This window comes from Vibrio kanaloae (genome assembly GCF_024347535.1).
GTDB lineage: Bacteria > Pseudomonadota > Gammaproteobacteria > Enterobacterales > Vibrionaceae > Vibrio > Vibrio kanaloae.
In genome coordinates this window covers 3,078,146-3,095,141 of record NZ_AP025497.1, presented here as the reverse complement: position 1 = coordinate 3,095,141, position 16,996 = coordinate 3,078,146, and the positions used below count along the sequence as shown (strand labels likewise).

The window sequence follows — 16,996 nt, the reverse complement described above, 5'->3', positions numbered from 1 at the left end:
TCATGGAACACACAACAACAGCTCCATCTCGTTGGGAGCGATTCAAGCAGTCAGACATTCTGTACTACTTCTTGCGCGACAAAGTTGCAATGTTCAGCTTTGCGGTCTTTGCAGCTTTCCTAGTGATGGCTCTAGCGGCGCCGATTTTAGCGCCAATGGATCCATATGACGTGACCTCAATCGACATCATGGATTCTGAGTTACCACCATCTTGGATGGAAGACGGCGAAGAGCGTTTCTTATTGGGCACCGATGAGCAAGGTCGTGACATTCTATCGACCATGCTTTACGGCTCGCGTCTTTCATTGACGATTGGTTTCTTAGCGGTTGGCCTTCAGCTAACACTCGGTATCATCATTGGTCTTTCTGCGGGTTACTTCGGTGGTCGTATCGATAGCTTCCTGATGCGTTTTGCTGATGTTCAGCTTTCGTTCTCAACCATGATGGTCGCGATCATTGTCTCGGCTATCTTTAAGGCAAGTTTCGGTAGTGACTTCTATGCACAATATGCGGTTGTAATGCTAGTGGTGATCATTGGTATTGCTGAATGGCCTCAGTATGCACGAACCATTCGAGCATCAGTATTGGCAGAGAAGAAGAAAGAGTACGTAGAGGCGGCGCGTGTGATGGGCTTCAGAGCACCTCGCATCATGTTCCGTCATATTCTACCGAACTGTTTATCACCGATCTTGGTTATCTCTACGGTACAGGTGGCAAATGCCATTATGTCAGAAGCGGCACTTTCTTTCCTAGGCTTAGGCCTTCCGGTAGACCAACCGTCACTGGGTGCTCTGATCAGTACTGGTTTTAACTATATCTTCTCAGGAGCATGGTGGATCACAGCATTCCCAGGTGTGCTTTTGGTAACATTAGTTCTAGTAATTAACTTATTGGGTGACTGGTTACGTGATGTGTTTAACCCTAAAATTTATAAAGGGTGATAGCACAGATTGATTTTTGACAAAAAAAGTCACTAAACTAAGAGCCGTAAGCAATTACGGCTCTTTTTTTGCTTAATGACTCTGGAACTATAGATTATTGGTATGGTCAATAATACTTAAAATGGAATTCATGTTTTATCGATATAGAGTCGGTAACAATTAGCCCGAAAGGGTTTAAGTGGTGGTTATGAAGTTGACAATGAATGCTGTACGCTGTGTTGTGAGTGAAAATTATCGTATGGGGCTTATCGCGGTATCCCTTTTAGTATCGAGCCAGGTTAATGCGGAATCGGTCCTATGTGATGCGACTCAAGCCAGTACTAATCAATTACCACAGTTAGAACAATCATGTCCTATCGGTAAGGGTGTGTGGGGAAAAAAAGCCCCTAAACGTCATTCAGAAAACGAGTTGTTTTGGGTTCAATGTGGCTTGTTAAATGAGCCTTTATCATTAGGCAGAGCGAAACCTCTTTATGAAAAAATTTCGACTAACGTTTGGATGAAGCCAGAAAGTGGCGACTATCGTTGCTTAATTGGCCCATACTCTACCTTCTCTGATGCGAGAAAAGACCTAGCTCAGGTGCGTAAGGTCCCTGGTTACGGTGAAGCTTTTATTCGCATGGTCGATAAGTCGAAAACCTCATCACAACCTATCGTTGCGAAAGCGGCACAATCAAAAGCGGTTAAGCCTGCAACTCCGGCAAAGCCAAAACCAGCAGCTAAGCCAGCACCGAAACCTGTGGTTGCAACTCAAGCGGCAACGAATGTCGCTGCAATTCAAGCTTTCCCAAGCAGTGGCACAAGCCCTGACAATGACCTTGATATCGAAATCCGAGTGACAGCAAACGTTGCGGGTAGCAAATATGCCATTCCTTATTTAGTTGATCATAAGCAACAGTTTTACATGGAACAAGGTAAACCTTGGAGCCGTTTAGATTTTGGAAGTGCTGAGCTAGTGTGTAAGCAAATTGGCATGAAATTGATGAGTGATCAGCAATGGCAGAGCATTCTTGGTTCATCGGTTATGGAAAACCAGAATTGGCCAATGCATCTACCTTATTGGGGCGCAGATAAGAAAGGTCTGTTTACTAACGGGAACGTGAATCAGCTAAAAGGTTCTTCACTGCTAAACGTGATGTGCGTTAAGTGATTTTTTGTTCTTAATAGATAAAAGAAACCCCAAAGATAGAAAATTTCATAGGGTGCAGTCTTGGATTAATGACTTTTTCTCCCCAACGGTTTGGTAAGACAAGCAGATTCTGCTTTCAAATGAATTCAAGGAGTAGAGTCATCTTAAACTCCAAGTTGTTCTCGATAAGTTGATACCTGAGTTATGTCGAATCTATAACTCAGGTTCTGAGTGGACATAAAAAAGCAGGCTCAAGGCCTGCTTCTAAAAGTTATCAACGGAAGGCGTTGATTATCTCATGGTAATACGTTACCAACACAGGTGGTTTCTGAAATAAATCTGGAAAGGTACAAAGGAAGAGGCATTTGAGCCTTTTCCAGAAAAATCGACTTTTGGAGTGATTTTTCCTAAAAACGTTAGATTCACTATACCACTTTCCAGAAAATTCACTATAGCCAAGAACTCGATTTTTACCTGTCCCTAAAACGTTTTATTTTGAATTCTCTTTGCCATAAAGCGAGCTAATGCTTTTCAATAGGGCAACGTGCATTTTTTGCACATTGCTTATAGGCAAGGGTTATTAATTGATGGTTTTCTGTTAGTGAGCGCGTTAATTAATCAACAAGCGAGAATTCCTCGGTAGTTGTTGCAAATTCTGCAACAGCCGATAGCCAAATTTACTCGCCTAATTTGTCCAACAGCTTGTTGGATAAATCAACCCGGTGCGTTTTTGCCTCAAAGTTTGTTCGCAAAAACGAATAACTCACCTCAGTAAATTGTCATTTAACCAAGATTTCCTAATGGTTGTGGTTTCCTAGTGTGCATGGGGCGAATAATTTGCGTGGTAGCCTATCACAAGATAAGTCTAAACTTGATAAACAATTTAAATAACAATCGCTTGAAGTGAAACTCGTGATCTGTGGTAAATTAATCCCTAGTAAAAAGTGTAGTTCTGGTACATATATTCCTAGCAAAAAGTGTTGTTCCAGCCTATTTATTCCTAGTGAAAAGTGTAAAACTGCCAGTGCGCTACTACTGTTTCCCTGAAGACCTCATTAGAAAAATTAATGAGAATGATTTGACTTTAAAGATGATTTTTTAGCTGGCAATTGTCCCTCAACGTGCAACATATTAGGTTGGTACGGTTTAACCGATTTTGCACCGAAATCTCTTGTAAAGCTAAGCTCTTATAATTCCAAACCTTTAAGGGGCATTAGCCGCTTTCTCTATTTGCATTTCATACAACTTAACATTCTTTTATTTTAATATGTCCTTGTTCAATCAATAAAATGAACCGTTCAAAATCATGCTGATAGGCATAGATAGGATGTGGTGCAGATGAGCCAGCTAAAAACTCTTCGAAAGCCAATCTATAGGTGGCAGGTAGTTCATTTGGGTTAATGACTTTGAATGGAACATTGGGCAAATTAAAAGGGGTTAGTGTTGGGTATAACGTTGATTTGTTTGTTGTCATAGAGTTCTCCTTTCCTTTCGTTAGGCTATTATGTTACGTAGCACGAATCAAAGTCATGCATCAACATTTAGGTGACTATTTGTTGTTCTAAATGATAGACGGGACTTAACGTAATCTTAGGAGTTTGTTATGAACCAGAAAACTAGACTGCGCAGTTTAGGCGGTGGGCTCAACATTATTTCCGATTTTTCGCGGCAAGAAATTGATGTTAGTTTTTGGCAGGAGTGCTGTGCTGAATTAAAAGTTTATGCCGTTTTACGAACGAAAGGTGGGAGTGGTGAGCGTCATACTGTGCGAGTTCTACAGAAAGAACTAATGCAGCGTGGAGAGCGTCCTCTCGTTGTAAGAATCTTTGGAACTCGCAAGGACGAATATGGACCATACTTTGACTCATTGGCTCGACTAGAGAGTTCTGAGGAGTTGACGGGGTCTATCATGTGGGATTGGAGCGCGTGTCACAGCAACCATCAGCTGGCTCAGGCTCTATTCAAGTCATCATTTACGAGCGTAATTCTAACTCAAGGGGGGAGCTCTGGAGTAGGCTATAAAGATGTCATGAATGCTGCAGAATTGGCTCGCCATACATATCTAAGCGTCAATATTGACTGTGATTTGTCTGTAGAATCTCAAAAAACCGTAGTAGAAGAACTGAAAAACTCGATGCTAAATGTGGAATGTGTCTCCTCTGTATTATGGAGGGGAAATCGATGGGATGAGCCAAATTATGAGCTTATGAACCTGTCGAATGTAAGTATCGAGCACCCTTTGTCATCTCAATACTAAGTTTTCAATCTTTTCTCTGACTTCTTGCAAATCGGATAAGCGTCCTGAAGCGATGATACTAGTTGGGCTTCGCCCATTGAAGAAGGTGTTGTTGTTTGCATGACTCATAAAGCCATATACATTGTCTTCATTGCTAAATATTGTCCTTAAAGTGGAATGGATATTTAAAATGTGGCTGATTCTAACTTCGAGACTATCCTCTTTAGTTGGTAGAATAACTTGTATCTGTTTATGGGTAGCTCCCCATTTTAACAATAATGTTTCGGCGGATTTCAGCCCAGAGGCTAGCCTTTGATTCATCAATACTTCCCCTTAATTTATTATCGTTATATTAAATATTAACGTATCTCCGACAGTTTTCTACACCTAACCAAGCCTTAATGTGCAAAGCATTGGTGGTAGTATGTTTTGGTTTAATATTTGAGAGGGTATATCTCCAATATATGGTTTCATTTTCAACAGAACTGCGACGTAGAATCGACAAAATGTCGATTCTATGTCTATTGGAATCCTCGACAGTTGTTGCAAATTTTGAAACAACTAAGTTATGACAGTATTCCTTAAGTCTGGTTGGATTGACTTGTTTTTGCCCCATTCGGTGTTACGCCTAGTTGATATATTATTCACCTAGCGGTGATTTGACATACTTTTGGTCATACTAGAAGTGGCTACTATATTGGTGGCTATTCAGTACTTGTTTAGAGCCCACCTCAATACAAGAACAGGAATAAGCACTTTTATCAGTAGATGATAAAATTCTGGGAACATGGATATGGAAACGAATATGGAAACAATGAGAATTGATAATAAAAGTAAAAGAACACGAAGATAGGTAATGTCCCGTTTGCTAAAGGGGTGATCCCCGGGGACAGCTTCAGACTGATTGGTATATCTCAATACAGATTTAATCTTGAGACTCCCCTGCGGGCCATCTATAGGACGATACTCAATACCAACATACATGCTCCCCTCATTGCCAGAGCTAGAATTATCAACATAATCAATCAGACCTTCATTCAACTCATATGAGTTTGAAAATGGATACTTAAGCTCAATGGATATACATCTTCCTCCCAATGCTCCAATAGCATTGAAGCCAACGATTTGATTACCTTCCTCAATTTCTCGATGAAGTACATCCCAAATCTTAGGGTGCATTTGGGACATAGCCAAGAATTGAAAACAAACTGGGCAAATTCCACCTTTTGAAGCCAGTATATTTGGACTGACAAACTTCCTACACTTGTTACAAGTAAATATCCCCATTTGAGAATACCTAAGTTCATGAATATAGTACCTACATCTATTTTAGCTCTACTAATGGGAATGTAACGGTCAACTAGATTTTACTACTTAATTGGAGGTTACCCGTACCTAGACTAATCAGTTAGTCGCCAATTTAGTCAAGTTACTAAAACACATTTGTCCACCAACATTTCAGATCTTTCTGAGCCCTATTAAATGTGACAGCCAAACTTCATGTTGACCAAAAACACTGAGAGGAGGTCATCATGAGAAAGTCATCTTCTGGAAAATGCAGTGGTATCAAAAGGCCATTTAAGCTTGAAGAGATCTGGCGGATCAGAACTAGGCTGGAGATTGAAAACGATTTGATGCAGATCGCGTTACTGAACCTAGCTATAGATAGCAAGTTAAGAGCGAGTGATTTGCTAAAGTTACACGTCTACGATGTTTCTTCGCAAGGAGTTATCTATGACAGGGTTCAGTGCATCCAGCAAAAAACGGGAACCGATGTCCACTATGAGATTACACCAAGAACACAGCAAAGTATTAGCCGATGGATTTTTGCAGCATCCCTAGAGGCAAGCAGTTTTCTATTTCCGAGTAGCCGCCGCTCCGGGCAACCTATCAGCTACTCATTCTATCGAGCAATTATCAGGAACTGGGCTGTAAAGCTTGGATTGAATGCTGACTATTACGGTACTCACTCCATGCGTCGCACCAAAGCAACTTTAATCTGTGCCAGAACGAAAAACATCAGGGCTGTACAGATCTTACTTGGACACTCGAAGCTTGATAACACAATTCGATACCTTGGCGTTGAGCTAGAGGACGCTCTGAGGTTGTCTGAAAAAACAGACTGCTGACAGATAGAAGCTGTTACAGGCTTTTCTCCTGAAAAGCCTGTGCCCCATAGCGCGTTAGTGCGATTATTCAGCAATGGTTCACGCTGTTGAGTTTGCAATACTTTTAGTTATAGCTGGGCATAGTACAGTTTAGTGCTGCTCACAACCTCCAAGTTTCTTTCGCTTTTAACAATTTCTTCTGTGATTAGTTTTTGCATATCTATTCCAATACAACTTTATCCACTACACCTTCTTTTTTAAATTAGGTAGTCAAGACTTTATCGGAGTATAAAATCCTATGTTGTCGATTTGTGTGAAACTAATATCCCCGATTGGTATGTCACTTTGCCAGCAGACACTGAGAGCTCCCCAACCAAGACAAATGGTTTTTGTCTTGTAGCTCTTTTCTTGCCAGCGTAGTTTATACGGTTGGTCCTCTAAACTCGCTGCACAGTTTATGGTGTTTAGCCTATCACCTAGCCCACAGCCAACGGCTTTAAGTAGGGACTCTTTAGCTGTCCATATTTTAAGAAAGCCCTGATTTATATTAGGAGTGGTAATTAAGTGATTCCTTTCTGCCGGGTGCAATATGGCCTCTGCGAGCTCCGATATATCCTCCCTATTTTTATAGACCTCAATATCTATGCCTACCTCAAGTTGGCTTTTCCCCTTTAGAACAGCTAAGGCGACTGCTCCCGAACTATGACTTAAGTTAAATGATAATGGTTCTTTTACAAATGGTTTACCGTTCTTATTTGTAAAGAACTGCCAGGCCATTTTTCCGTTCTTTGGGTAATTTTGACTTAGTATGTGGCGTTTCAAGCTATGTGAAAAAGCGTATTCGATCCGTTCTTTTTCAAACTGAAATCGATTGAAGCGCTGGTATTCAGTGGCATCTAAACACTTCTCCAGATCGAAAGGACTTCTGGTGAAAACAATTTGTAGTTGCATTGAGGTTACCCCCTTCTCATGATCAGTTGTTGGTTCGCTTTGGAGTTGACTTCTAACGTAACCAGAGAATCAACTAAGGTTAGTGAGATGCCAGGTGTTGATTATGTCATTGTACCGAGAGCCTCTTTCAGATCGTCGATAACGGTTTTCCAGAAGCGAACCAAGTTTTTGATATTGGACAAAAAGTTGTTTAATTTCGCGTTAATCTTGGTCAAGAAGAGGCCTTGTCACTAGAGCTAAGTGATATTTTAGATAGAGTACTCTTGAGTTCTGCTTGGCTGAGGGAGCGGAAAGTACGTTTACAAATCTGATTCAAGCCCTCGTGATATTGAAGTGTTCGCTCCTGACCTTTCTCGGTTAACTGAACTCTGATGCTTCGACGGTCAACCGGATCAGAGTAACGTAAAGTGAGTTCTTTGCGCTCTAGCGAGTCCAAGCGTCCCGTAATCGTCCCGGTAGTGACTCCTGTGTAGTAAGCAAGCTCAGAGGGTGTGAGATCCCCCTTGGTGCTATGCTGTTGTAAAACGTCAAGAATCGTAAACTCGTTAAGGGAGATTCGATGATGTTTGAGCTCTGTCCGTTGTAGATCGTTGATGTAGTTAGTAAGTTTCCTAAACTGATGATAAAGGTGCACCGCGTAATTGTCTCCAGTACGGGCAGGTTCTTTCGTTATCACAGCACATTTTCCTTGTCGATGTGTTTTGATGTTTCTGTGGCCTGAAGGTCATATAGCAATCTTTCATTGATAAGTGACTTCAGGCCGAATGGCGTCAGAAGGGAATCTGAGCAGGGTTATTTCTGTGAATAATGACGGTGGTGTGCTACTGCGAGTTCTCCTGCTACCCGAGCCGTATTAATCAGCACTGCTTGATTTGCTTCAGCAGAACGCCCCTCAGTGGCTTTTTCGATCGCTTTCATAATGAACTTGGTCACCGAATTTCCTGTTACTCCCTCTCGTTTTGCTCTCGCTACAGCGTCTTGAACCAACAGCTGGATATCCTGACTATCGATAGCATCTTCATCTCGGGTTGGCGTTGTAATCACTAAGCCACCTGATCCAGGTAGAGATCGGTTGATTTCAATGGCTCTGGCTATCTCATCTGCATGATCCATTCTCACTGGGCTTTTGTGTCCACTGCTCTGACAGTAAAACGCTGGAAAATCGTCAGATCGGTATGACACTACTGGTACGCATTGGGTTTCTAAATATTCCAGAGTTAGACCGATATCGAGAATATTTTTTGCTCCGGCACAGACGATAGCCACTTTGGAGCGCGTAAACTGAATCAAATCCGAAGATATATCCATCGAGGTTTCAGCTCCGCGGTGAACACCTCCTATTCCTGCAGAACTGAAAAACAAGATGCCGGCGAGTTCTGCTATAACAAGGGAGGACGCGACGGTTGTTGCCCCCATTTTTCCTGAAGCCAAAATAAAAGGTAGGTCTCTGCTCGAGACTTTCGGAATATTTGGGGTTGATGCAAAGCGCTCGATATGTTCGCGATTCATACCTACTAACACCACGCCATTGTCGATGCCGATTGTTGCGGGTATGGCACCAGATTCACGCACGGCTTCTTCTACTTTGAGGGCCGTGTTAACGTTGTCAGGATAGTCTAACCCATGAGTAATCACATTAGATTCCAGTGCTACGACGGGTTGACCTGTTTTAAGTGCAGCTTTTACTTCTGGGTGAAATTCAAGTGTAATCATTTCCTTCATCCTACTTTTGTTGTTCTTGGTTGTTGGCCCACAGTTTTTGTTTGAGCTCCTGCACTCCGAGGGGTTTTAGGACCTGATAGTGGTCGGCATCTAGCTCAACATAGGTTGGACTTTCTCTGCTAAAGGTTGTTGCTTTTTCAAGGAATGAATAATGATCATCTTGTGCCTTAACAATGGTAACTGGTGCATTTAAGCAGCGATTTTTTAACTCCTCGAACTGATAGCTAAAGCCATACGTCATGGTGACGATACGAATAATGCGTTTGACTAAATCGGGATCCAACATAGGGAATCGTTCACAGATGAATGCGACAAAGTCTTGTTCTGAGTGACACAGTTCCAGACAGCGCTCCATCAGGCGACCGTCCACTTTGTGAGCAAACACAGAGAACAAAATGGCCAGAAATACTGGATTTTTGAAGCTGGCGTTATGCTCAAATTTTTGCTCTCTTTCCATCTGTATGATCGGAGCACCGGGGGCTAGCAGGTAGAGTGCTTCAACAGTTTCGCCCATGCTTTCCAATTGTGCAGCGGCTTCGAACGCTACTCGCGCACCAAAGGAGTATCCCCAAAGTGTATAGGGACCTTCAGGTTGGACCTTTTTCATTTGTTGGATGTCTGCTTTAGCCATGTCACTGATCGACGCGAGTGGTGTTTCATCGGCATTAATTCCTTTAGCCTGAACGCCATAGAAGGCTCGCTCGGTGAACAACTCATTGGCAAGGTGCTTAAGATTAAGCGGATAGCCACCAAGACCAGGCCAGCAGAATACTGGACTGTGAAGGCTTTGGTTTAGATGGACTAATCTTGAATATGGGGCTTGTGCTGATGAGTTATTATCAATCCAATGAGCCAAACCGCTGACGCTTGGTGTATGGAACAAAACCTGCAGCGGCATTTTGATCCCAAAATGACTATTTATACGGTTGACGAGAGCCACTGCTGTTAGAGAGTTTCCGCCAGACTCAAAGAAGTTGTCTGTGGCAGAAACAGACTCCCATTTCATTATACGGCACCAAATCTCACCAATTTTGTGTTCCGTCTCTGTAGTGAGTGGCTCGAGTGGTCGATTAGCATTAATCTGCTTGAGTTCGTCTAACTGGGATAGAGCAATATAGTCGATCTTTCCATTGGCTGTTTGCGGCAATTTATTCAGCAGCAGAACTTTGTTCGGAATCATGTACTGTGGCAATAATAAGGCCAGTTCGTCTTTGAGTATTTCAGTTGGCCCTTGCATATGGACTCGATCTTCATTCATGCCTTCACTCGTATACTGAGCTTCGCTAATCGGTCCGCCGACACCAAAGTAAAGACACTTCATCGGTTGGCCATGCTCGGCTAGGATGGTCCGCATTTTGATAGCGGCTGAAAGATCATTATTGGTTTTAGAGCTGTATCCCGAAGACATGACCCCAATTCGTGATGTGTTGCTTTGCAGGCGGTGAAGTGCACGACCTAGGTTGATATAGTGGTCATCTATGTTTTCGTCATTACACACAAGACCGATACCAAAACTTGAGCGTTCGAAGACTTTCTGGTTGATAGCAATGACATCATTTTTTTGTAACATCTGGTCAGTTAACCAATGTAGGTCACCATCTTGATATTGATAAAGGCCAGGTAGCAGTCCCGCTACTTTATCGTCATGTATTTGTACAAGGCATTGCGGACTGGTTGGTTGATGAGTGACTCGGTAGGGTTCAAATCGGTAGTTACCGAGGTAAACGTCTTCACTTTCCCCATCATACCAAGTCGGTAACTTGTCGCGTTCAATTGAGCGGTCTTGAAGTAGCGAGAGGCCATGTTCGGGCAGTAATTCATCAAATAGACCCAGCATATGACCAGTTTCCATCTCCAGTACTTCTAACAGATTGTTTTTATATACAGGCTCGATAGCATTCCATTTTCCGATGAAGTGGACATTCAGCGTAGGAACATGTGATGTTGGCAGGGTGTGGATTTTTATCAAGCAGTGTTCTGCAGGATGATAATAGTAAATCCCTGGTGTAATCCCGAGCAGCCCACGGATCTCAAAATACATTTGTGTCGCGTATAAGGCACCTGGCGATGCATAGGCGTATTTTGGAAGCAGACGCTCCTCACTGATGAACTGGCCAAAGTTTCTTATGAGGAGACCAAATGTAGATAAGGAAAGAGTCTCAACATCACGTGAAGGTTGTGCGGACATAGGCTGGCGTTTTAATACACTTAGCAGTATTGCTTTTGACATGGGAGTTTCGCCTTCGAAAAAACGGTACGTTTTTCGGCCAAAGGCGTTCACTCGTTGAGTGGCTGTTGCGGTTTTTCCCGGTAATGGAAGAACATCAATGGCGTCACAGTGGTTCAGATCGCGGCATCCGGAGTTCGATAGCTGTGCTTTTACCTGAAGCTTATTGGATTTTGATTGATGATGGCTGTTATGAATGCCTTGATCCATCAGCGCAGCTTGTCTTTCATCGAGCTCTACGCAAGCGATTAAGTTCTGGTGACCAGTACGTGGATCATTGTTGACCACCATAGCGGCCGTTTTAACCCATTGATGATTCTCTATCGCCAAGCGTATTTCATCGAGTTCAACGCGGTAACCACGGAGTTTTATTTGGTTATCGGCTCTGCCGACAAAGTGTGTATAGCCATGAACATCTTGTTTCACAAGATCTCCGGTCTTATACATCACTTCATGACCTAATAAATAGGGCCTTGGATTAGCAATGAACTTTTCATCAGTAATATCAGGGCGTTGATAGTAGCCTTTCGCAACTTGTACGCCGGAAATATGCAATTCACCGATTTCACCGACTCGTGCTGGCTCACCATCTTCTCGCAATACATGGTACAAGGTGTTCGCGACAGGCTTACCAATCGAAATGGCGTCTGGGTAATTAGCCAACGCATCGCGAGATAGAGTAAATGTAGAAGAGTTAATCGTACATTCAGTTGGCCCGTACAAGTTGGTCAATTCAGCATGAGGTAAACATTGCAAGAATTCACTTGCCAGCTTGCGAGTTAATGTTTCACCACCACTAAATACCTTGTTCAAGCGAAGGCAATCAGTAAATAGCGGGTGATCCACCAATGCCTGAAGGAGCGTCGGTACACACTGTAGTATAGAAATATTATGATTTAGTAAAGTCTCAATCATGGCATCTGGATCGCGGTAGCAATCTTTCGGGCCGATCACGACTTGGCTACCAAATGCTGGCGCGAGAATTTCCCACTGAGCGGCATCAAAACTGGCTGGCGTCTTCTGAAGGATCCGATCATGTTGATTGAAATTAAACTGTTCTTTCATAAAGGCGATTTGATGAGAGATATTGGCGTAGGTCACCATCACACCCTTAGGTTTACCTGAACTGCCTGAGGTATAGATGATGTAGGCCAGCTGATGGTCATCGGAAACACTGCGCTCAACCGTGTGTATAGTGTCACTCTTGTCTAAGCCCTGCAGCTCAGCTTGTGTCAATACAGTGATATTTCTCGGAACAATAGACTCTAACTGGGATTTTAGATGTGGTTGAGTGAGGATCACTCGAACACCAGAGTCGACAACCATATACCTTATTCGCTCTTCTGGGTATTCAGGTGCCAGAGGCAGGTACGCGTGCTCGGATGCGAGAATACTCCATGCGCCCGTAATCATATCTAGTGAGGGGTCACAGTAAAGACCAATACATGGCTCATCGGCTTTGATATGTTGACTGATAAGCTGTGCATTGTGTGTCACCAATGCCTTAAATGTCGCGTAATCAATAGATGAATCACCATCTTGAACCGCAATATGCTCAGGATACATCTTTACTTGAACGTCAAGCATAGTGAATAAGCATGGTTGATGGATGGTGGTGAGGAGCTCTGAATCTAGCGCCGACAGAGTCTCAAGTTGATCTAATGAAGTACTCATAGCAAGTTAATTTCCCTATATGCAATTAGTGTGTTGGAAGGTAAGATACCAGCATGTTGCATTCTGTCAAGTATCTTCTTGGGAAGATACTTTGTTTCAAGCTATTGAGTTGAAGTAAAAAAACCTGCAAAATTGCAGGCTTGAGAAATTAAGATTCGTTGGTCAACATCCAGGTTCTAAGTAGGCTGGCCAATTGCTCACGTTGTTCATCAGTAAGTGGGTCAAGGATGGCTTTTTCATTGACAACATGCTCAGAAATAACCTTGTCTATCAATGTATTACCTTCTTTAGTTAGTACGACACTACAGCTTCTTCTGTCTTCTGGGCTTGCGATGCGTTCAATCAACTCCCGTTTCACTAACTGTTCAATACGCGTACTCATTGCGCCGGAGGATAGCATCAGTGTCTGGTACAGTTCTGTGGGGGTCATCGGTTCGTTAAAGCGTCTCAAAGTGGCTAGTATATCGAATTCAACTGAACTTAAATTGTTGTTTTTAAATGTCTTATTTAGTTTCTTATCAACGATTCTACTCATTCGACTTAAGCGGCCAATGACCCCCATCGGTGAGCAGTCTAGATCTGGTCGTTGATGTTGCCACTGTACCAACAACCGGTCTACATGATCGTAATGCATTTTCACTCCTTAAAATATTTTTTTGAAAAGATACTTGAAAAAAAGATTCTTGATCGGTATCGTCTGCAATGTATCTTTTGGTAAAGATACTCACTTAAAAGTTATAAGTATTCTACCACCAATCTTGTCAGTAACAAGCATTAAAAGGAAAAGTATTATGCGTCTTCAAGGAAATGTTCATGTTTTACCCCACACCTCCTATTTGGCCTATCTGCATACTAAAATCCGCGACAAGCACGCTGACTTAAGTACATTCATGCATTTCAGTGATCAGGTGATTCGTCAGTTGCTGATTAAAGCATCAGAATTGCTGGATTATTCAGAGCAGCATGTCACGACACCGATTGGTGATGTGTATCAGGGAAAAGTGCTATCAAAAGGTCTCTGTGGCGTATCCGTTATTCGTGCAGGCGAAAGTATGGAGCGTGAGTTTAAGCAGATGTTTCCAGAACAACCTATCGGCAAGATCCTGATTCAAAGAGATAAAGTCACCAAACTACCAGAATATTTCTATTCTCACTTTCCTTCAGACATCGCGCAAAAAACCGTGTTCTTGTTTGAACCTATGCTTGCAACGGGTGGTTCGATGCTTAAAGCGATCGATGTACTTCTGGGTCAGGGCGTTTCTATCGAAAATATTATTGTGGTGAATTTTCTGGCGTCTCCCGTAGGGCTGGATCGGTTAATGACCGCACATCCTTCCGTTCAACTGATCACCGCATCTATCGAAGAGACCATGAATGATGAAGCCTTCATGCGACCTGGCATTGGAGATTTTGGAGACCGTTATTTCGGTACATACCCGGTACAAAGTTATGAATAAATATCAAACTTTGATGAATGTGGCTCTGACAGCAATGGCTCCCATTGTATGGGGTAGTACGTATATCGTCACAACAGAGCTGCTGCCTGCAGACTTGCCTTTATTAGCCTCTGTTATTCGGGCACTTGGTGCAGGATTGGTTCTATTGTTGTTTTGCAAAATCCGGCCAAGTGGCATTTGGTGGGGGAAAATCGCAGTGCTTGGGCTGCTTAATATTGGGTTGTTCTTTTATTGCTTGTTTGCAGCGGCGTACTACTTGCCTGGTGGACTAGCAGCTCTGGTTATGTCGATTCAACCGCTCATTGTTATGGGATTGGGGGTGATTTTCTTTCAAAACAAACTCAGCGTAACTCATGTCGCCTCTGCCGTGGTGGGTGTCGCTGGTATTAGCCTCTTAGTTCTGAACAGCGCGGTCGAACTGAATTGGTGGGGAGTTTTAATCGGCTTAATCGGTACATGCAGTATGGCACTGGGCATTTTACTAACGAAGCATTGGGAACGCCCAAAAGGCATGTCTTTACTTGGTTTTACTGGCTGGCAGTTGACGCTGGGTGGTTTGATGCTGTTACCGATAGCCCTTTGGTATGAGGATTTCCCTCAAACCCTGACGGTTCTAAATATTACTGGTTATGCCTATTTAAGTCTGATCGGTGGGGTATTTGGTTACTTTGTTTGGTTCCGTGGTATTGAAAAGTTAAATCCGGTTACGACGTCGTTTCTTGGTTTTCTCAGTTCAGTCTCCGCCTGTTTGCTGGGGTATATCTTCCTTGGTCAGTCGTTTACTCAGCTACAGATTGTTGGTTCGGTTGCCATTATTGTCTCTGTATATATGGCTCGTCCGAAAGCCGAAAAACAACCTAGCACGTTAACTCAAGCGCCAGTGACATCTTTACACCGATAGGAGAATGAACCATGAAAATTAGTATTATTTCAGGAAGCCACCGAAGCAACTCATACAGCTTAAAGGCTGCTACCTATTTACAGAGCCTGGCCCTGCTGGAAGAGTTTCAAGAGACACAAATCATGGATTTGAGTGTCCTAGATTTTCCTTTTTGGAATGAAGGCGTTTGGGATGGCAGCGAACAGTGGAACGATTGGAGAGCTATCTCTCAAGAGTTGCAGCAATCAGATGCCATCGTACTGGTTACGCCAGAATGGCATGGCATGGTGACACCGGCTCTGAAGAACTTTCTTTTGCTTTGTACCAATCAAGAGTTGGGTCATAAGCCCGTACTACTTGTCAGTGTGTCTGCAAGCGTTAATGGCGTTTATCCCATCAGTGAGTTGAGGATGACTGGTAGTAAAAATAATCATGCTTGTTTTATCCCGGATCATTTGATTTTCCGTAACTGCGAGAGCCTTCTTCTATCTGACAAAGCGGTCAGTGATGAGCAATTCGATCACCGAGCCAAATACACGATGAAGTCACTAAAGGCTTACGCGAAAGCTCTCGGTACGGTTCGAGCAACGCTGCAACAAGACATGCAGAAATTCCCATTTGGTATGTAACAAGGAGAGCCCCATGCCACACATATCTATTAAGCATTTTCCTGCCGAGTTGACTCTGCAGGAGAGAAAAGACTTATCTGACGTTATCTCTTCTTCTATTCAAAGCGCACTTAAATGCAGTGAAGACGTGATTTCAGTTTCGATGGAGGAAGTTGTGCCAGAGGACTGGACGGCTGAGGTTTATCAACCAGAGATCGAAGCTAAACGCCAGTACTTAATCAAACAACCGAACTACTAGTCATCTCGAGCCCCAATGGACTCGGGGCTCCTGAGTTAAGGAAGGAATAGTAAATGAAACACAGCTCCCTAGTCATTATGTTCGATCTAGATGGCACATTGTTCGACACTGCCCAAGCTATTGCTACCGCATTTAACGCTACGTTTGCATCTAAGCAATTGCCAGCCAAGGAGAGTAAGGATATCTGCGATACGATAGGGTTACCGCTAGAAAAAGCGTTTTCCCACCTTCTCAATCAACCGGAGCACACTCCGATTGTGGCGGAGTGCGTAACTGAATATCAGCGTCAGTTTCAGGAGGTAATCCTTCCTGCCGCAAAACAGCTGTTATTTCCTGGTGTGCTCGATGGGTTAAGTTACCTAAAAAATCATCAGTATAAACTTGCTGTTACCACCAATAAGTTTTCACGCAGTGCAAACGCGTTACTTGCAGCAGCGGGGATCGCAGATTTTTTTGATGTCGTTGTTTGCGCGGATGAAGTTAAAGAGAAAAAGCCAGCACCTGAATCTGGTCAGAAGATTCTAGCTTACTTCCAAGCCTCAAAAGAACAAGCGTTGATGGTCGGGGATACCACACATGACATCTTTATGGCGAATAATCTCGGATGCAAAGCCATTGCTGTGAATTACGGCATTCATTCTGAAACGGAACTTAATAAAGCTAGCCCAACTTGGATGGCAGCGAACTTTCGCAGTGTAGTCGATATATGCGAACGACATTTTAGCTGAGTCAACATTTTGTTATCAGCCGGCTAAGCCCAAATAGCCAAGCCTGATAAGAACTACGGTGAATAAGTCATCTTTA

General features: G+C 43.1%; 17 protein-coding genes. 9 read left to right on the top strand and 8 right to left on the bottom strand.

The features are described from left to right. Positions 1-2: 2 nt before the first annotated feature. A complete protein-coding gene (locus OCV24_RS13925; protein ID WP_017055556.1) occupies positions 3-941 on the top strand; it encodes an ABC transporter permease in 939 nt (312 codons plus the stop codon). 187 nt (positions 942-1,128) lie between these two features. Beyond that, a complete protein-coding gene (locus OCV24_RS13920; RefSeq protein WP_137025427.1) occupies positions 1,129-2,091 on the top strand; it encodes an SPOR domain-containing protein in 963 nt (320 codons plus the stop codon). 1,225 nt (positions 2,092-3,316) lie between these two features. On the opposite strand, the gene OCV24_RS13915 is transcribed toward OCV24_RS13920, so the two are convergent. Beyond that, positions 3,317-3,544, bottom strand: coding sequence for a hypothetical protein (locus OCV24_RS13915; RefSeq protein ID WP_150879288.1), 228 nt, complete (start codon positions 3,542-3,544; stop codon positions 3,317-3,319). A gap of 129 nt (positions 3,545-3,673) precedes the next feature. Here OCV24_RS13915 and OCV24_RS13910 point away from each other — a divergent pair, with 129 nt between their 5' ends. Then, positions 3,674-4,327 (top strand): hypothetical protein, encoded by a 654-nt coding sequence (locus OCV24_RS13910; protein WP_150879290.1) that lies wholly within the window; start codon positions 3,674-3,676, stop codon positions 4,325-4,327. On the opposite strand, the gene OCV24_RS13905 is transcribed toward OCV24_RS13910, so the two are convergent. Both OCV24_RS13905 and OCV24_RS13900 read right to left on the bottom strand, forming a co-directional pair. Continuing rightward, complete coding sequence (locus tag OCV24_RS13905; RefSeq protein ID WP_150879291.1) at positions 4,313-4,627, bottom strand: hypothetical protein; 315 nt, start codon at positions 4,625-4,627, stop codon at positions 4,313-4,315. The genes OCV24_RS13910 and OCV24_RS13905 overlap by 15 nt on opposite strands. Before the next feature lie 387 nt (positions 4,628-5,014). Then, a complete protein-coding gene (locus tag OCV24_RS13900) occupies positions 5,015-5,593 on the bottom strand; it encodes a hypothetical protein (protein ID WP_150879292.1) in 579 nt (192 codons plus the stop codon). Between the two features lie 245 nt (positions 5,594-5,838). On the opposite strand from OCV24_RS13900, the gene OCV24_RS13895 reads away from it, so the two are divergent. Beyond that, complete coding sequence (locus OCV24_RS13895; RefSeq protein ID WP_150879293.1) at positions 5,839-6,435, top strand: tyrosine-type recombinase/integrase; 597 nt, start codon at positions 5,839-5,841, stop codon at positions 6,433-6,435. A gap of 249 nt (positions 6,436-6,684) precedes the next feature. Here the strand turns inward: OCV24_RS13895 and OCV24_RS13890 are convergent, their stop codons facing one another. The 5 genes from OCV24_RS13890 to OCV24_RS13870 form a co-directional block, all read right to left on the bottom strand. Continuing rightward, on the bottom strand, positions 6,685-7,365 hold the full coding sequence (locus OCV24_RS13890) for a 4'-phosphopantetheinyl transferase family protein (RefSeq protein WP_150879294.1): 681 nt from the start codon (positions 7,363-7,365) through the stop codon (positions 6,685-6,687). Between the two features lie 211 nt (positions 7,366-7,576). Further along, positions 7,577-8,041 carry a MarR family winged helix-turn-helix transcriptional regulator gene (locus OCV24_RS13885; protein WP_167514284.1) on the bottom strand — a complete coding sequence of 155 codons (465 nt, stop codon included), beginning with the start codon at positions 8,039-8,041 and terminating at the stop codon, positions 7,577-7,579. Between the two features lie 116 nt (positions 8,042-8,157). Beyond that, the gene (locus OCV24_RS13880; RefSeq protein ID WP_208806558.1) at positions 8,158-9,078 is read right to left on the bottom strand and encodes a pseudouridine-5'-phosphate glycosidase; all 921 of its coding nucleotides are present in this window, start codon (positions 9,076-9,078) and stop codon (positions 8,158-8,160) included. 10 nt (positions 9,079-9,088) lie between these two features. Then, positions 9,089-12,988, bottom strand: coding sequence for an amino acid adenylation domain-containing protein (locus OCV24_RS13875; RefSeq protein WP_150879298.1), 3,900 nt, complete (start codon positions 12,986-12,988; stop codon positions 9,089-9,091). 148 nt (positions 12,989-13,136) lie between these two features. Continuing rightward, positions 13,137-13,622 (bottom strand): MarR family winged helix-turn-helix transcriptional regulator, encoded by a 486-nt coding sequence (locus OCV24_RS13870; protein ID WP_150879299.1) that lies wholly within the window; start codon positions 13,620-13,622, stop codon positions 13,137-13,139. 157 nt (positions 13,623-13,779) lie between these two features. Here OCV24_RS13870 and upp point away from each other — a divergent pair, with 157 nt between their 5' ends. From upp to OCV24_RS13845, 5 genes are read left to right on the top strand one after another with little or no spacing between them, the layout of a single operon-like run. Then, entirely contained in the window at positions 13,780-14,445 is a 666-nt protein-coding gene (upp, locus tag OCV24_RS13865) for a uracil phosphoribosyltransferase (RefSeq protein WP_150879300.1), read from the top strand. After that, entirely contained in the window at positions 14,438-15,346 is a 909-nt protein-coding gene (locus OCV24_RS13860) for an EamA family transporter (RefSeq protein WP_150879301.1), read from the top strand. The genes upp and OCV24_RS13860 overlap by 8 nt, the downstream gene beginning before the upstream one ends. 11 nt (positions 15,347-15,357) lie before the next feature. Next, the gene (locus OCV24_RS13855) at positions 15,358-15,954 is read left to right on the top strand and encodes an NAD(P)H-dependent oxidoreductase (RefSeq protein WP_150879302.1); all 597 of its coding nucleotides are present in this window, start codon (positions 15,358-15,360) and stop codon (positions 15,952-15,954) included. Between the two features lie 13 nt (positions 15,955-15,967). Beyond that, complete coding sequence (locus OCV24_RS13850) at positions 15,968-16,192, top strand: tautomerase family protein (protein ID WP_150879304.1); 225 nt, start codon at positions 15,968-15,970, stop codon at positions 16,190-16,192. Positions 16,193-16,245: 53 nt separating this feature from the next. Beyond that, positions 16,246-16,920, top strand: coding sequence for an HAD family hydrolase (locus OCV24_RS13845; protein WP_150879305.1), 675 nt, complete (start codon positions 16,246-16,248; stop codon positions 16,918-16,920). Positions 16,921-16,996 lie beyond the last annotated feature (76 nt).

Bases quoted from the DNA above. Each gene is read 5' to 3' on its own strand.
- OCV24_RS13880 (WP_208806558.1), bottom strand. From the start codon at position 9,078: ATGATTACACTTGAATTTCACCCAGAAGTAAAAGCTGCACTTAAAACA.
- OCV24_RS13860 (WP_150879301.1), top strand. From the start codon at position 14,438: ATGAATAAATATCAAACTTTGATGAATGTGGCTCTGACAGCAATGGCT.
- OCV24_RS13915 (WP_150879288.1), bottom strand. From the start codon at position 3,544: ATGACAACAAACAAATCAACGTTATACCCAACACTAACCCCTTTTAAT.
- OCV24_RS13925 (WP_017055556.1), top strand. From the start codon at position 3: ATGGAACACACAACAACAGCTCCATCTCGTTGGGAGCGATTCAAGCAG.
- OCV24_RS13905 (WP_150879291.1), bottom strand. From the start codon at position 4,627: ATGAATCAAAGGCTAGCCTCTGGGCTGAAATCCGCCGAAACATTATTG.
- OCV24_RS13850 (WP_150879304.1), top strand. From the start codon at position 15,968: ATGCCACACATATCTATTAAGCATTTTCCTGCCGAGTTGACTCTGCAG.
- OCV24_RS13920 (WP_137025427.1), top strand. From the start codon at position 1,129: ATGAAGTTGACAATGAATGCTGTACGCTGTGTTGTGAGTGAAAATTAT.
- OCV24_RS13875 (WP_150879298.1), bottom strand. From the start codon at position 12,988: ATGAGTACTTCATTAGATCAACTTGAGACTCTGTCGGCGCTAGATTCA.
- upp (WP_150879300.1), top strand. From the start codon at position 13,780: ATGCGTCTTCAAGGAAATGTTCATGTTTTACCCCACACCTCCTATTTG.
- OCV24_RS13900 (WP_150879292.1), bottom strand. From the start codon at position 5,593: ATGGGGATATTTACTTGTAACAAGTGTAGGAAGTTTGTCAGTCCAAAT.
- OCV24_RS13910 (WP_150879290.1), top strand. From the start codon at position 3,674: ATGAACCAGAAAACTAGACTGCGCAGTTTAGGCGGTGGGCTCAACATT.
- OCV24_RS13855 (WP_150879302.1), top strand. From the start codon at position 15,358: ATGAAAATTAGTATTATTTCAGGAAGCCACCGAAGCAACTCATACAGC.
- OCV24_RS13870 (WP_150879299.1), bottom strand. From the start codon at position 13,622: ATGCATTACGATCATGTAGACCGGTTGTTGGTACAGTGGCAACATCAA.
- OCV24_RS13895 (WP_150879293.1), top strand. From the start codon at position 5,839: ATGAGAAAGTCATCTTCTGGAAAATGCAGTGGTATCAAAAGGCCATTT.
- OCV24_RS13890 (WP_150879294.1), bottom strand. From the start codon at position 7,365: ATGCAACTACAAATTGTTTTCACCAGAAGTCCTTTCGATCTGGAGAAG.
- OCV24_RS13845 (WP_150879305.1), top strand. From the start codon at position 16,246: ATGAAACACAGCTCCCTAGTCATTATGTTCGATCTAGATGGCACATTG.